This is a genomic window from Clostridioides sp. ZZV14-6387 (assembly GCF_020657835.1).
Classification (GTDB): Bacteria; Bacillota; Clostridia; order Peptostreptococcales; family Peptostreptococcaceae; genus Clostridioides; species Clostridioides difficile_A.
Genome location: NZ_JAGWCW010000002.1, coordinates 125,206 through 140,012, shown reverse-complemented (window position 1 = coordinate 140,012; position 14,807 = coordinate 125,206). Strand labels below are relative to the sequence as shown.

The following is a 14,807-nucleotide window of genomic DNA, read 5'->3' as shown; positions in this document are numbered from 1 at the left end:
ATTATTCTTAAATCAAAAAAAGAAAGGAGTGATCTTCCAAAATGGAAAATCACAAACAGATGCCTTGGCATTCAAGAGCAACACATGAAATTTTAGAAAGTCTAGATTCATCAGAAGAGGGGCTCACCGATACCGAGGCGGAAAAACGGATTAAAGAGAATGGTTTAAATGAACTGAGAAAAAAACCACCTAGAACAACTTTACAAATGCTTTGGAGTCAAATTACAGATGCTATGGTTTTAATCTTAATAGGAGCAGCCATATTATCTTTGATATTTGGAGAATTTACAGAAGCTTTTGTAATACTAATAATTGTAACAGTAAATGCAGTTATTGGAATCGTTCAAGAGAAAAAAGCAGAATCATCATTAGAAGCATTAAAAAATATGAATTCACCTATAGCTCGTGTTATGCGTGAGGGTGAAGAAAGTGTTATTCCAGCAAGTAATCTTGTAGTAGGAGATATTGTTTTTTTAGAAGATGGGGCGATGGTTCCAGCAGACCTTCGTTTGATAGAGACATCAAGTTTAAAAATTCAAGAAGCTTCATTAACGGGAGAATCTGTTCCATCAGAAAAAGACTCAGATACAATCTTACCTGAAGAATGTGTATTAGGAGACCGTAGCAATATGGCTTATACATCCTCAATTGTCACATATGGTAGAGGTGTAGGTGTTGTAGTTGCAACTGGTATGGATACAGAAGTGGGTAACATAGCACATCTTTTAGATTCACAAGATGATTTTGATACTCCTATAAAACGTAAACTTAATACTGTTGGAAAGACATTAAGTGTAATAGGTATTATTGTATGCGTTGTTATATTTGCAATAGGTGCATTTTATCAGAGACCTCTCTTGCCAATGTTTATGATTGCAATTTCCCTTGCCATATCAATTATTCCAGAGGGATTACCTGCAACAGCTACTATTGTAATGGCTTTAGGCGTACAACGTATGGCTAAAAGAAATGCTTTAATTAGAAAATTACCTGCTGTTGAAACACTAGGAGGAGCTACAGTAATATGTTGTGATAAAACTGGTACATTAACTTTAAATAAGATGACTGTTACACATATTGCTGTAAATGGAGATTTTGAATCTGGGAAAGTTACATCAATAGATACTGCATCTGAAAAACATCCACTAGTATATAAAGAGATTGTTTATGCTGGTGCACTTTGTAATGATGCATGTATTAATCCAGATAAAACAGATGAAATATTAGGTGACCCAACAGAGGGTGCATTAATTTTTATGGCTAACAAATTTGGAATAGATCAAGAAGCTCTTGAAGAAGAATATCCACGTGTATTTGAACAGCCTTTTGATTCTGATAGAAAATGTATGACAACTGTTCATAATATAGATGGAAAGATTACTGCTTATACTAAAGGTGCAGTAGATGAAATTCTTGACTTGTGTACTAAAATATTAACATCAAAAGGTGAAAGAAATATTACCGAATTGGATAAAAAGAATATACACGAATTATGTCTTACTATGTCTAAAGATGCACTGCGTGTACTTGGTTTTGCGAAGCGTGAGATTTTATCTATACCAAAAGAAGATAATGAAAATATAGAATATGATTTGACATTTATAGGTATGGTTGGTATGATTGACCCTCCAAGAACTGAGGTAATTAATGCAGTAAATACTTGTAAAGAAGCAGGTATAAGAACCATAATGATAACTGGTGACCATAAAGTTACTGCTACAACAATAGCTCATGAATTAGGAATATGGAATGAAGGAAATACTGTTATATCTGGTGATGAACTTGATAATTTAAGTGATGATGAGCTAGATGAGGCTGTTAAAAATGCTACAGTATTTGCACGTGTGTCCCCGTTTGATAAACTTAGAATTATACAATCTCTAAAAAGAATTGGAGAAGTGCCAGCAATGACTGGAGATGGAGTAAACGATTCTCCTGCCTTAAAATCTGCTGATATTGGTATAGCTATGGGTATAAGTGGTACAGACGTTGCAAAAGATTCTTCTGATATGATTTTAATGGATGATAGCTTTACAACAATTGCTTATGCAATAAAAGAAGGTAGACGTGTATATAGAAATATACAGAAAGTTATACAATTCTTACTTGTTGGTAATATAGCAGAGATACTTACATTGTTTGTTGCAATATTATTAAATTGGGATACTCCACTTCTTGCAGTTCATATTTTGTGGGTAAACCTTGCAACTGCTACACTTCCAGCCCTTGCGCTTGGAGTTGACCCACCAAGTAGAAATATAATGAAGCATCAGCCAGTAAAATCAACAACCTTATTTGAAAAAAATCTTATACAAAGAGTAGTTACTCAAGGTATATTTGTGGCAATAATGACTATTTTAGCATATAAAATTGGTCTTAATATAGAAAATCATGCTGTAGGTCAAACAATGGCATTTTGTGTATTAGCATTTTCACAAATGTTAAGAGCATTTAGTCAGCGTTCAAATACAGATTCCATGTTTAATAAAAATAATGGTAAGAATCCATTTCTTTTAATTTCATTTTTAACTTCTGCATTACTAATAGCAGTAATACTATTTGTACCTGTCTTTAGAAATGCATTCAGTTTAACTATTTTAAATGGTTCAGAATGGCTCATAACAATCATTCTAGCCACAATGTCTGTAGTTCAAGTAGAAGTTGGAAAAGTTATTAAAAGAAAAATTTCAAAAAAATAGTTGACAAAATTAGGAAAAATATATAAGATATAAAACATAGAAAAATTAAATAAATCTTATCCAGAGAGGTGGAGGGACTGGCCCTATGAAACCCGGCAACCAGTATATTTATATACATTGGTGCTAAATCCTGCGGCGAAAGCTGAGAGATGAGTATAATTAAGCTTATACAGAGCCTGAGTTATATACTCAGGCTTTATTTATTTTAAATCTCATCTGGTAAATAGTTTAATTTTTTTTACTAAAATCTAAGGGGGATACAAAAATGTATAACAAAGAAACAATATGTGTGCAAGGAAATTATAAACCAGGAAATGGAGAACCAAGAGTCTTACCTTTATATCAAAGTACAACTTTTAAATATAGTAGTATAGACCAACTTGCTGACCTATTTGATTTGAAAGTTGATGGACATATGTATTCAAGAATAAGTAATCCAACTGTTCAAGCCTTTGAAGAAAAAATAAGTTTGCTAGAAGGGGGAGTATCTTCTGTGGCTGTATCATCAGGTCAATCTGCAAATATGTTAGCTGTTTTAAATGTATGTAAAGCAGGAGATAGTATACTTTGTTCTTCAAAAGTATATGGAGGGACATTCAATTTATTGGGACCTAGTCTTAAAAAATTTGGAATAGATTTAATATCATTTGATTTAGATTCAAGTGAAGATGAAATAGTAAAACTTGCAAATGAAAATACTAAAGTTGTGTTTGCAGAAACACTTGCCAATCCAACTCTTGAAGTTATAGATTTTGAAAAAATAGCAAATGTGGCTAAGAGAGTTAATGTTCCATTTATAGTTGATAATTCACTAGCATCTCCAGTGCTTTGCAATCCTCTAAAATATGGGGCAAACATAGTTACTCATTCTACTACAAAGTATTTAGATGGGCATGCTTCAAGTGTTGGGGGGATTATAGTAGATGGTGGAAATTTCAATTGGGATAATGGAAAGTTTCCAGAGTTAGTTGAACCAGACCCAACATATCATGGAATAAGCTATACTCAAAAATTTGGAAATGCTGCATATGCAACTAAGGCACGAGTTCAACTACTTAGAGATTATGGAAATTGTTTAAGCCCATTTAATGCATATCTTACTAATTTAAATGTTGAAACACTTCACCTTAGAATGGAGAGACACAGTGAAAATGCACTTAAAATAGCTAACTTTTTAGAAAAACACGAAAATGTAGATTGGATTAACTATCCAGGACTTGAAGATAATAAGTATTATGAGAATGCCAAAAAGTATCTATCAAAAGGATGTAGTGGAGTTTTATCATTTGGAGTAAGAGGTGGATTAGAAAATGCCAAAAAATTTGTGGAAAAATTACAGATAGCATCTTTAGTTACACATGTTTCAGATGTAAGAACATGTGTTATACATCCAGCTTCAACTACTCATAGACAGTTAACAGAAGAACAATTAATTGCATCTGGAGTATTACCTTCACTAATAAGATTGTCCGTTGGAATAGAAAATGTAGAGGATTTAATAGCTGATTTAAATCAAGCTTTAAATTTCTAATAGTCTAAGAGAAAGAGAAGTGAAAAGATATGGCTTTAATACTACCAAAAGGATTACCTGTTATTAATAAATTATTGGATGAAGGAATAGATGTAGTTTACAAAGAAGATTTTAATAAAGAATTAAAATATGAAGAGAATATAGATACAAAGATAGCTATATTGAATCTAATGCCTATAAAGATGGATACAGAATTAGATTTACTTAGAAGAATAGATAAAACAGGATTTAATGTATCTGTGGAATTTATTAAAATCTCAACAAGAGAAAGTAAGAGAGTATGCAATGAGTATGTTAAGGATTTTTATAAAACATTTGATGAAGCCAAAGAAGAACACTTTGATGGTTTTATAATAACAGGAGCTCCAGTTGAACAAATGGAGTTTGAAGAAGTTGATTATTGGGATGAACTAGAAGAAATTATGGATTATTCTAAAAGAAAAACTAAATCTACATTATATATATGTTGGGCAGCTCAAGCAAGTCTTTACAAATACTACAATGTAAAAAAACTTCCATTAAGTCAAAAATGTTTTGGGGTATTTAAGCATAAAGTAGATAAAAATAGTAAAATAGTAGATGGATTTGAAAAAGAATTTTTTGCTCCACATTCAAGACACACTACTATAAATACTGAAGCTCTAAGAAATAATAAAGAATTGAGTATTGTAAGCCATTCTAAAGAAGCTGGTCCTTATATAATTACAAACTCAAGAGATGTATTTGTAATGGGGCATGGTGAATATGATAAGTACACTCTTGATAAGGAATATAAGAGGGATATAGACAAGGGAGATGAGATATCAATACCTCAAAACTATTATATGAATAATGACCCTTCACAAGAGCCAACTGTCAAATGGAAAAAACATTCTGAGTTATTGTTTAGAAATTGGATAAAAAACTATCTACTACAATAAATTTGAGATGCTATATAAAAATAATTAGATAAGATATAGAAAATGATAGGTATAGAGATAGTCTTAATGATTCTTTATACCTTATTATTTTTTAAAAAATTTGACATTATAATAGTAGTTTTATATAATAAAACTAAACCGACTGACGGTCTATTGAAAGGAGAAAACATATGAGAATTGTAAAAGACCCTGAAGAACGTAAAGCTGAAATATTAGATACAGCTGAAATGCTTTTTTGTACTAAAGGTTATTCGAAAACTACTATAAATGATATTTTAAATGAAATTGGAATTGCAAAGGGTACTTTTTATTACTACTTTAAATCCAAAGAAGAAGTAATGGATGCAATTATAACTAGAATTATAGATAATGATATAAATGTGGCAAAAAAAATTGCTTTAAATCCAGAAATTCCAGTGCTTGAAAAATTCTTTCAGATATTGATGTCTCAAAGACCTAGTGTTGGAAATAATAAAGAAAAAGTAATTGAACAATTCCATTTACCAAACAATGCAGAAATGCATCAAAAGACAATAGTTAAAACTATTCTAAACTTTACACCAATCTTAGCAGAGGTAGTAGAACAAGGAGTAAGAGAAGGAGTATTCAATACAAAGTATCCAAAAGAAACGATAGAGTTTTTGATTGCTTCTTCTGAGTGTATATTTGATGAATCAATGTTCAATTGGAATAAAGATGAAATGTTACAAAAAACAGAGGCTTTTGTTTATATTATGGAAACAACCTTAGGTGCAGATAAAGGTAGTTTTGATTTTGTACATGATATGATAATAAAGAATTAAATTTTTGCACTATTTATTATTATATTTTGATTTTTAGTCATACTATATTTGAGATAATTAGTTGTAATGGGATTAAAAAGTGGGAAATCGGTGTAAAATATATACATCGATTTTTCATTAAATTTTATTAAAAATATATTATATCAAATTAGATATCAATAAGAAATGATATTTATAACTGAAGTTACAATATTGTAATTGACAATAAATACTTAATACTATAATATTTAATACATTAAATATTATAGTATTAAGTATTTATTAGTGAGATACACTTAAGCCTAAGGTTAATATTCAGTAAAATAAAGCGTTTTTGTAGGGAGAGTTTGTATGGATGAGATAAGTTTTAAGAAAGAGTTATTGGAATTGACTAGAGATATAAATATTAAATTTGCAACTTTATTGAGCCAATTTTATCAACCACTTGGTATTACAGCAGTGCAAGCTTTGATTCTGTCAGAACTATGTGAACATGGAGAGAAAAAAATAAGTGATTTAGGAAAAAATTTAAATATGACAAACAGTAATGTATCAGTAATATGTCAGAGACTTGAAAAGAATGGTTTTTTAAATCGTATAAGAGATATGGAAGACCAAAGAATTGTAAAAGTAAGGCTTACAAATAAATCACTAGATATACAGGAGAGTATTTCAAGCAGTATCTTTGATGATTATTTTGAAAATATGACTAGTGAAAAATTGCAAGATATGGAAGATATAATAGAAGGTTTAGAGAAGTTAAATAAGCTTTTAACTTACATTGATTGCAAATAACATAAAAAATAATTTAAAGGAGAATAAAATTATGGATGAACATAAACCACAGAAAAGGTCTGGTCTCTATTATTATACAATAATAATAATAGTAGTAATGTTTTTAAATGCTTTAATATTTCCAAGTCTAATGGATAAAAAAATGGTTGAGATTGACTATGGAAAGTTTCTTACGATGTTGGATACAGGAAAAGTAAAATCTGTTGAGATAGAAAATAATAGAATAGCAATAAGTCCATCTAGTAGTAAAGATAAGAATATATACATAACTGGTAGAATGGATGACCCAGAATTGGTAGATAGATTGAAAAATGCGAAAGTAGAGTTTAATAAGGTTATTCCTAAGGAAAACTCACCACTTTTAAGTATTTTACTTACATGGATAATACCTATAGGTATTCTTATGCTATTTGGTAATTTAATGATGAAATCAATGCAAAAGCGAATGGGTGGCAACAGTATGCAGTTTGGAAAGAGCAATGCCAAAATGTATGTATCTGCTCAAAGTGGAAAAAGATTTAATGATGTTGCTGGTCAAGATGAGGCAAAAGAAGCTTTAAGTGAAATAGTAGATTTCTTACACAATCCAGAAAAATACAAGAAGATAGGAGCACAAATGCCTAAAGGTGCGCTTTTAGTAGGGCCTCCAGGTACAGGAAAAACACTTCTTGCAAAAGCTGTAGCAGGAGAAGCAGATGTTCCATTTTTCTCAATATCTGGTTCTGAATTTGTTGAGATGTTTGTAGGAATGGGAGCATCTAGAATTCGTGATTTATTTAAACAAGCAAAAGAAAAAGCTCCATGTATAGTCTTTATAGATGAGATTGATACTATTGGGAAAAAGCGTGATAATGGAAGTGGATTAGGTGGAAATGATGAACGTGAACAAACTTTGAATCAGTTGTTAAGTGAGATGGATGGTTTTGATGGTGGAATAGGTGTAGTAATACTTGCTGCTACAAATAGACCTGATAGTCTTGATAAAGCATTACTTCGTCCAGGAAGATTTGATAGACGTATACCAGTTGAACTTCCAGACCTTGGAGGACGTGAAGCTATATTAAAGGTGCATGCTCAAAATGTAAATGTAAGCTCAGATATAGATTATAATGCAGTTGCGAGGTCTACATCAGGTGCTTCAGGCGCAGAACTTGCAAATATTGTTAATGAAGCCGCACTTTTAGCTGTTAAATCAGGAAGAGATATAGTAGAACAACAGGATTTTGATGAATCTGTCGAAACTGTAATTGCTGGATATCAACGTAAAGGAGCTGTAATTTCAGATAAGGAAAAGAAAATTATAGCTTATCATGAAATAGGTCATGCACTTGTTGCTGCTATGCAAAAACATTCTGCTCCTGTCCATAAGATTACTATAATACCTAGAACTTCAGGTGCATTGGGTTATACTATGCAAGTTGCAGAAGATGAGAGTGTACTTATGTCTAAAGAAGAAGCAATTGATAAAATAACTACATTTACAGGAGGTCGTGCTGCTGAAGAGGTTATTTTTAATACTTGTACATCAGGAGCCTCAAATGATATAGAGCAAGCTACAAAAATTGCAAGAGCTATGGTTACTCGTCTTGGCATGAGTGAAGAGTTTGATATGGTTGCTCTAGAGACAATAAGTAATCAATATCTAGGAGGAGATACTTCTCTTGCTTGTTCTTCAGACACTGCTGCCAAAATTGATGAAGAAGTATTTAGAATAATAAAAACTTGCCATAAAAATGCAACTGAAATTTTAGAAAACAATATTGAAAAACTTCATGAACTTGCTGAATATTTATTAGAAAAAGAAACTATTACAGGTGATGAGTTTATGGAAATACTTAATTTACAATAAAATAATTATTTAATGATTTAGGATAAAATCCTTTTAGATTTACTAAAAAGTGGTATAGCATTTATAAATGTTATACCACTTTTTAATATGGAAAAATCTTATTTAATATAACTAGTTTTTATTTTATATTGTATAAGTTTTGAATAAGCTATCTTAATTTAGCAATATCTGTATTTGATAACTCCATTGTAAAATTCCAGTTACAGATATGATGTGTACAATTACATTTGGGCATATATTAGATTCTGTTTTTAATTTATGTAATAATTCTCTTAAAACTATATCTTTATTTTCTTCTGTACAGTTTGCACATAGGTAATCACCTTCTGGCAATATAGTTAATTCTTCTACAGAGGGATACTTTAAACAAATTGCAAACAGTCTAGATTTTTCTGGAGTTGTAATCATACCAGCCATATCTTCAAATAAAAATTGCGATTCTAATGATGTATCAAGTTGATTATAGAAATGTTCATGATAGTTCCATAAGTTTTTTAATGATGCATGTTCCATATTATTGGAAATAAGAATAACTCTTTTGGGAATATGCATTACAAAAAAATTATCTTTTTTAGTATCAATATTATTTAATTTGTTTTCATAATCTGTGTAAGCACGTTTAATTTTTTCTTTTGCATATTGGAGATAAGCTATTTTCTTATTTGCATTTTCTTCAGCTTGTTTCAGAGCTTCAATAACTTTGTGTAGGTTATCAAGTTGTAATATGTCTCCAATTTCTGTTAATGTAAAATCCATTGATTTAAGTAATGCTATAGTTTGTAATTTTACAAGTTCTTGTTCAGAATAATATCTATAACCAGATGATTCATCTCTGTAACAAGGTTTTACAATACCAATACGGTCATAGTGACGTAGTGCTTCACTAGTCATACCTACAATTTCTGCAGCTTGTTTAATCGAAAAGTAATTTTTCATTCATTCACCTCTTGACTTTTTTGTAACACAAAAGTTTATAATACATTATATCATCTGTTGACATAAGTCACAATGATATAAAAAAGAAAGATTAGAGAGGATAACAAGTTATGATAGAATTAAAAAAAGTAACGAAGAAATACAAAGAAGCAGTTATTTTAAGAGATTTTACATGTACAATTCAAGCAGATGGAATATATTGCTTGTTGGGAAGAAATGGTGCAGGAAAAACTACACTTTTAAAATCTATTGCAGGTTATCAGAATATTTCTAGTGGAAGTATTTATGTGAATGGAGGTTTTATTAGTACAGCAACAATGGATACTAGTGTCAGTTATATTGATAACTTTGCAAAACATTTTAATCTTCCTGTAAAAAAACTTATTAAAATTGCAGGAAAATTAAATCCTTCTTTTGACAATCAATTTGCCATTGAGATGATGGAACGCTTTGAATTGGATGGAAGTAAAAAGTTTAATAAACTCTCATTGGGAATGAAAACTATGGTTTCTACTATTATTTGTCTTTCAAGTAATAAACCAGTAATTCTTTTAGATGAACCAGTACTTGGTTTTGATGCAATTATGCGTGCAGAGTTTTACTCTTTATTAACAGAAAGTTTTTCTCGGAAACCAAGAATTATTATTGTTTCTACTCATATAATAGATGAAATTGCAAAAGTTATGCAAAAATTGATTATTATTGATAGAGGAGCATTATGCTTTTTTGATACATTACAAGTTATTAAGGATAAAGCATATAGTGTAAGTGGACCAAAACAAGAGGTAGAAGAAGCTACTAAAGATTTGAATATAATTGGAAATGAACAAGTTGGAGGTTTTTTGACAAGGCACATTTTTGACGTACCTATTAATTCTGAGAGTCTTAATATAGAAGAAATGTCTCTCCAAGATTTCTTTATTTATATGGTTGGAAGAAAGGAGGTAATTTAATATGAATCCAGTTTTAACAATTTTAAAACGTAATTTTTCGAGTAGCTTTATTGGATTTATTATTACAATTTTAGTAGTATTATTATCCAGTACATCTAGTGATGCAAAAATAGCCATAAGCCGTGGAAATTATACTTATCTTTATATATTAATAGTTCCATTTTTTATTGTATATTTTAATTTCAGCAAGCTGATATATTTAAATGCAACTAAAAAATATTACTTTTGGGGAAGTATGATAACATATATTATTACTGCTCTAGCAGTATCTCTCATAAATACTTTCATTCATCTTGTAATAGACCCGATTAATCAAACTCAAACAGTAATAAATTTATTAGAACTATGTGGTTGGTGGCAAAATGGACCATTTCTTGCTTTTTTCCAGCAATTTACCTTCCTATTGTTAGTATCTATATTTTTACATTTATTATTGTCTATGCAAACTTATTGGTATGGATGGATAACTGACATCGCTCTTATAGCTATCATATGTATATTTGTTCCTATACAGCATTTGCGTGGCATACTGGTAGAGTTTTTTAAGCTTATTATGTTCAATAGCAATCCACTGTTACATATTGGAATTTGTTCAATAGGTAGTTTCCTATTAGCATATCTTTGTTTGATTGTATTGAAGAAGAAAGCTATTTAACAAGGAGATTACAAATGAAAAAAAACTTTAAAAAATTATTTAGTCTTTTAAGTATATTAATTGTATTATCAAGCACTTTAGTGGGGTGTTCTTCTACAGATACTACTTATGAGAAAAAGCAATACTCTATGTTAGATATAGATAATATAGAAGTTGACATAAAAGATAGAAAAATTGAGGTTTTTCCATCTTCAGATAAAAAAATTCATATTTCTTATTATGACAATGAAAAAGAGTATTATATGATTGATTTATTCGAAAAAAATAGATTGTCAATTAAATATATTACTAATAAGGGTTGGAGTGATTATATAGGTGGAAAGACTTCAATAGAAAACAGAACAATAAAAATGTGGATACCCAATGAATCTTTAGAAAATCTAAACTTAAAAACATCTAATGGAGATATAGAAATATCACAATTATCATTTTTAAGTTCAGTAGATATAAAGGTTAGCAATGGAAATATTGAATTAAAAGAGCTTGATGCAAGAAACTCTATAGAACTTGAAACGAAAAATGGTAATATAGGTGGAACACTAATAGGTTCTTATGATGATTTTTTTATATCAAACTATATAAAAAAGGGAAAAAGTAATTTGCCTAATGATAAACATAATGGTTCAAAGAAACTTACAACTTATACAAATAATGGAGATATTCTTTTGGACTTTATTAACGATTAAAGCCAAACCTATTAAAATAAAACTGCAAATAAAGCAAAACACATACCATTCATTTGTAGTGTTTTGCTTTATTTTTTATGTATAAAATCCGAATCGTGTATATGAAATCTCTAAAGTTATTTGCTACTTGTATTTATTAAGTATTTTTATTATTTAGTTAATAGTACATATTTAAATCTTTACATAATCTTAATCATTAAAAATACATTTTAACTACAATTTTATGCCAAAATTGATAATATAATAATAATGAAAGGTGTAAGGAGGTTGTTTAATGGACAGACCAAACCCTGATATACTGTTAGAAAAAATTAAAAATGAAGAAAATAAATTGAATAGAGGTCAATTAAAAATATTTTTTGGCTATGCAGCAGGAGTAGGGAAGACTTATTCTATGTTGGAATCTGCACAAAATTTGAAAAAAGTAGGTGTAGATGTAGTAGTTGGATATATTGAACCACACACAAGACCAGAGACATTAGCTTTACTTGAGGGATTAGAAATTCTTCCTGTAAAGGAGATAGAATATAAATCTATAAAACTAAAAGAATTTGATTTAGATGCTGCTTTGGCAAGAAAGCCAGACGTTATATTGGTAGATGAGTTTGCACATTCTAATGTCACTGGGCTAAGACATACAAAAAGGTGGCAAGATATAGAAGAATTATTGTTAGCAGGTATAAATGTATATACCACTGTAAATGTTCAACACTTAGAAAGTCTAAATGACATTGTTGAAATAATTACAAATGTATCAGTTAAAGAAACTATACCAGATAAGTTTTTAGATACTAATACACAATTGGAACTTATTGATGTTGAACCTGATGTACTTCTTGAAAGATTCAGTGAAGGTAAAATATATAAGAAAGAACAAGCAATTAGAGCAAAAGATAATTTTTTTATAAAAGATAATTTAGTTGCCCTTAGAGAGATTGCCCTTAGAAAAACAGCAGAACGAGTAAATAAAGAAGTACAAATGACTAGATTATCAAAAGGTGATGTAAGCGTAATACCTACATCAGATACATTGCTTGCATGTATAAGCCCCTCTCCATCCTCTGCAAAAGTCATTAGAACTGCATCTAGAATATCAGACAGTACATTTGCAAAATGGATAGCTTTATATGTTGAAACTCCAAATACAGCAAGATTACCTTTACAAGAGCAAAAACAATTACAAAACAATTTAAAACTTGCCAAGAAATTAGGTGGTGAAATAATTGTTTTACATGGTGAAGATGTAATTGAACAGATACTTAGGATTGCAAAGCTTAGAAATGTAACAAAAATTGTAATAGGTAGAAATCATTCAAATAATAAAAAACTTAATAAGAAATTTAAAAAAGATATAGTTGACAAATTAATAGACGAAGTGGATTATATAGATATACATATAATACCTTATAAATTTGCTTCAGAAGTTAAATATAAACCTAAAAAAGATAAACTATCAATAAAATCAAAATTTAAAATTAGTAAGGTTGATTTTATCAAACTTATGATTGTTACTTTAATGATAAGTATCTTAGCATATGTAGTACAAAGTCTTGGATTTATAAGAGAAAATATACTGCTAATATATATGTTAGGAGTAGTTTTAGTTTCAATGTGGACTAAAGGATATAGCACAGGTATAGTGAGTTCTGTGTTAAATATAATCCTGCTAAATTATTTTTTTACAGCACCAATATATACATTATCAATAGCTGATTCAAACTATATAGTTACATTAGTTGTATTTTCGATAGTTGGTATAATAACTAGTACACTTACATCTAAGGTACAACATGAAGCAGAAACAGCTGCTAAAAGAGAAGAAAATACAAAAATGATATACCAAATAATAAAGGGATTTTTGAGGTTATCAAATAAAGATGATATAGTAAATAAGGGGATAGAGCTTTTATCTCTTAGTTTGAGTAGAGATGTAGTTTGTTATTTAAGTGTAGATAAGCATAAAAAATCAAAGTTATATAAAAAAAATGCTTCTAACAAAGATAAAAATGATTTAGATAGTGACGATGAAAAAGCTGTTGCAAGTTGGGTTTTATCCAATTCAACAGTGGCAGGTAGTGATACAGATACACTTCCAGGTTCAAAGGGGTATTATATACCAATAGTAGGTATGAATTTAACTTTAGGGGTTGTTGGGATATCATGTATTGATTCGAAATTAGATGCAGAAGACATAAATTTAATTGAAACAATAATAGCTCAAATGGCAATAGCTCTTGACAGAGAAATTCTATCAGAAGCAAAAGAAAATACCAATCTTGAAATAGAGAGAGAAAGATTAAGAAGTAATCTTCTAAGAGCAGTTTCCCATGACCTTAGAACTCCATTAGCAGGAATATCTGGAGCAGTAAGTACGATTATAAAAAATAAAGGTACTATAGGTCAAGATATAATAGATGAATTACTTAGTGGTGTATATGAAGATACTCAATGGTTAATTAGACTTGTTGAAAATTTACTTAGCATGACTAAAATAGATGAAGGAAAATTAGAAGTTAAAAAACATTCTGAACTTGTTGAAGAGGTTATCTCAGAAGCATTGCAAAAAATTAAAAAAAGAATTGAGAATGCAATTATAGATATTAATATACCAGAACAAATACTATTTGTTCCTATGGATGCAAAATTGGTAGAGCAAGTTTTAATTAATTTGATAGATAACTCTTTAAAATATTCAAAAGAAGATTGTAAGATAAATATAAATGTATATGAAGAAGAAGATTATGTTTGGTTTGAAGTATCTGACAATGGCCCTGGTATATCAAAAGAATTGAAAAAGCATGTTTTTGATAGATTTTTTACAGGAGAAGAAGGTTCTAAGGATTCTAGAAAAGGTGTTGGACTTGGATTATCAATTTGTAAATCAATAATTCAAGCTCATAAAGGTGAAATTATGGTAGAAAATAATAGAGATAAAGGTTCAACTTTTAAATTTAGTTTGCCTAAGGAAAATGAATAATGTCAAATTTTGAAATTTATTTTT

General features: G+C 29.5%; 11 protein-coding genes and 1 riboswitch. Of the genes, 10 read left to right on the top strand and 1 reads right to left on the bottom strand.

Annotated elements, in window-relative coordinates; all coding sequences use genetic code 11:
- Positions 1-41 precede the first annotated feature (41 nt).
- The 6 genes from KGF38_RS01810 to ftsH all read left to right on the top strand — a co-directional run bounded on the left by KGF38_RS01810 (position 42) and on the right by ftsH (position 8,576).
- On the top strand, positions 42-2,699 hold the full coding sequence (locus KGF38_RS01810) for a cation-translocating P-type ATPase (RefSeq protein ID WP_074178134.1): 2,658 nt from the start codon (positions 42-44) through the stop codon (positions 2,697-2,699).
- A gap of 53 nt (positions 2,700-2,752) precedes the next feature.
- Positions 2,753-2,855, top strand: a riboswitch (SAM riboswitch).
- A 109-nt stretch (positions 2,856-2,964) separates the two neighbouring features.
- Positions 2,965-4,230, top strand: a complete 1,266-nt coding sequence (locus KGF38_RS01805) for an O-acetylhomoserine aminocarboxypropyltransferase/cysteine synthase family protein (protein WP_074178135.1) — start codon at positions 2,965-2,967, stop codon at positions 4,228-4,230.
- 29 nt (positions 4,231-4,259) lie between these two features.
- On the top strand, positions 4,260-5,150 hold the full coding sequence (locus KGF38_RS01800; protein ID WP_074178136.1) for a homoserine O-succinyltransferase: 891 nt from the start codon (positions 4,260-4,262) through the stop codon (positions 5,148-5,150).
- Between the two features lie 170 nt (positions 5,151-5,320).
- A complete protein-coding gene (locus tag KGF38_RS01795; protein WP_054276700.1) occupies positions 5,321-5,953 on the top strand; it encodes a TetR/AcrR family transcriptional regulator in 633 nt (210 codons plus the stop codon).
- 330 nt (positions 5,954-6,283) lie between these two features.
- Positions 6,284-6,727 (top strand): MarR family winged helix-turn-helix transcriptional regulator, encoded by a 444-nt coding sequence (locus KGF38_RS01790; RefSeq protein ID WP_054270302.1) that lies wholly within the window; start codon positions 6,284-6,286, stop codon positions 6,725-6,727.
- Positions 6,728-6,758: 31 nt separating this feature from the next.
- Positions 6,759-8,576, top strand: a complete 1,818-nt coding sequence (ftsH, locus tag KGF38_RS01785) for an ATP-dependent zinc metalloprotease FtsH (RefSeq protein WP_054270303.1) — start codon at positions 6,759-6,761, stop codon at positions 8,574-8,576.
- A gap of 153 nt (positions 8,577-8,729) precedes the next feature.
- Here ftsH and KGF38_RS01780 read toward each other — a convergent pair whose 3' ends face one another.
- A complete protein-coding gene (locus tag KGF38_RS01780; protein WP_074178137.1) occupies positions 8,730-9,512 on the bottom strand; it encodes a MerR family transcriptional regulator in 783 nt (260 codons plus the stop codon).
- A 110-nt stretch (positions 9,513-9,622) separates the two neighbouring features.
- Between KGF38_RS01780 and KGF38_RS01775 the strand changes: the two genes are divergently transcribed.
- From KGF38_RS01775 to KGF38_RS01760, 4 genes are all read left to right on the top strand, one after another.
- Entirely contained in the window at positions 9,623-10,465 is an 843-nt protein-coding gene (locus KGF38_RS01775) for an ATP-binding cassette domain-containing protein (protein WP_074178138.1), read from the top strand.
- Between the two features lies 1 nt (position 10,466).
- On the top strand, positions 10,467-11,120 hold the full coding sequence (locus tag KGF38_RS01770) for a hypothetical protein (RefSeq protein WP_074178139.1): 654 nt from the start codon (positions 10,467-10,469) through the stop codon (positions 11,118-11,120).
- Between the two features lie 14 nt (positions 11,121-11,134).
- A complete protein-coding gene (locus KGF38_RS01765) occupies positions 11,135-11,806 on the top strand; it encodes a DUF4097 family beta strand repeat-containing protein (protein WP_074178140.1) in 672 nt (223 codons plus the stop codon).
- A 274-nt stretch (positions 11,807-12,080) separates the two neighbouring features.
- Positions 12,081-14,783, top strand: a complete 2,703-nt coding sequence (locus KGF38_RS01760) for a sensor histidine kinase (RefSeq protein ID WP_074178141.1) — start codon at positions 12,081-12,083, stop codon at positions 14,781-14,783.
- The last annotated feature ends 24 nt before the right edge of the window (positions 14,784-14,807 follow it).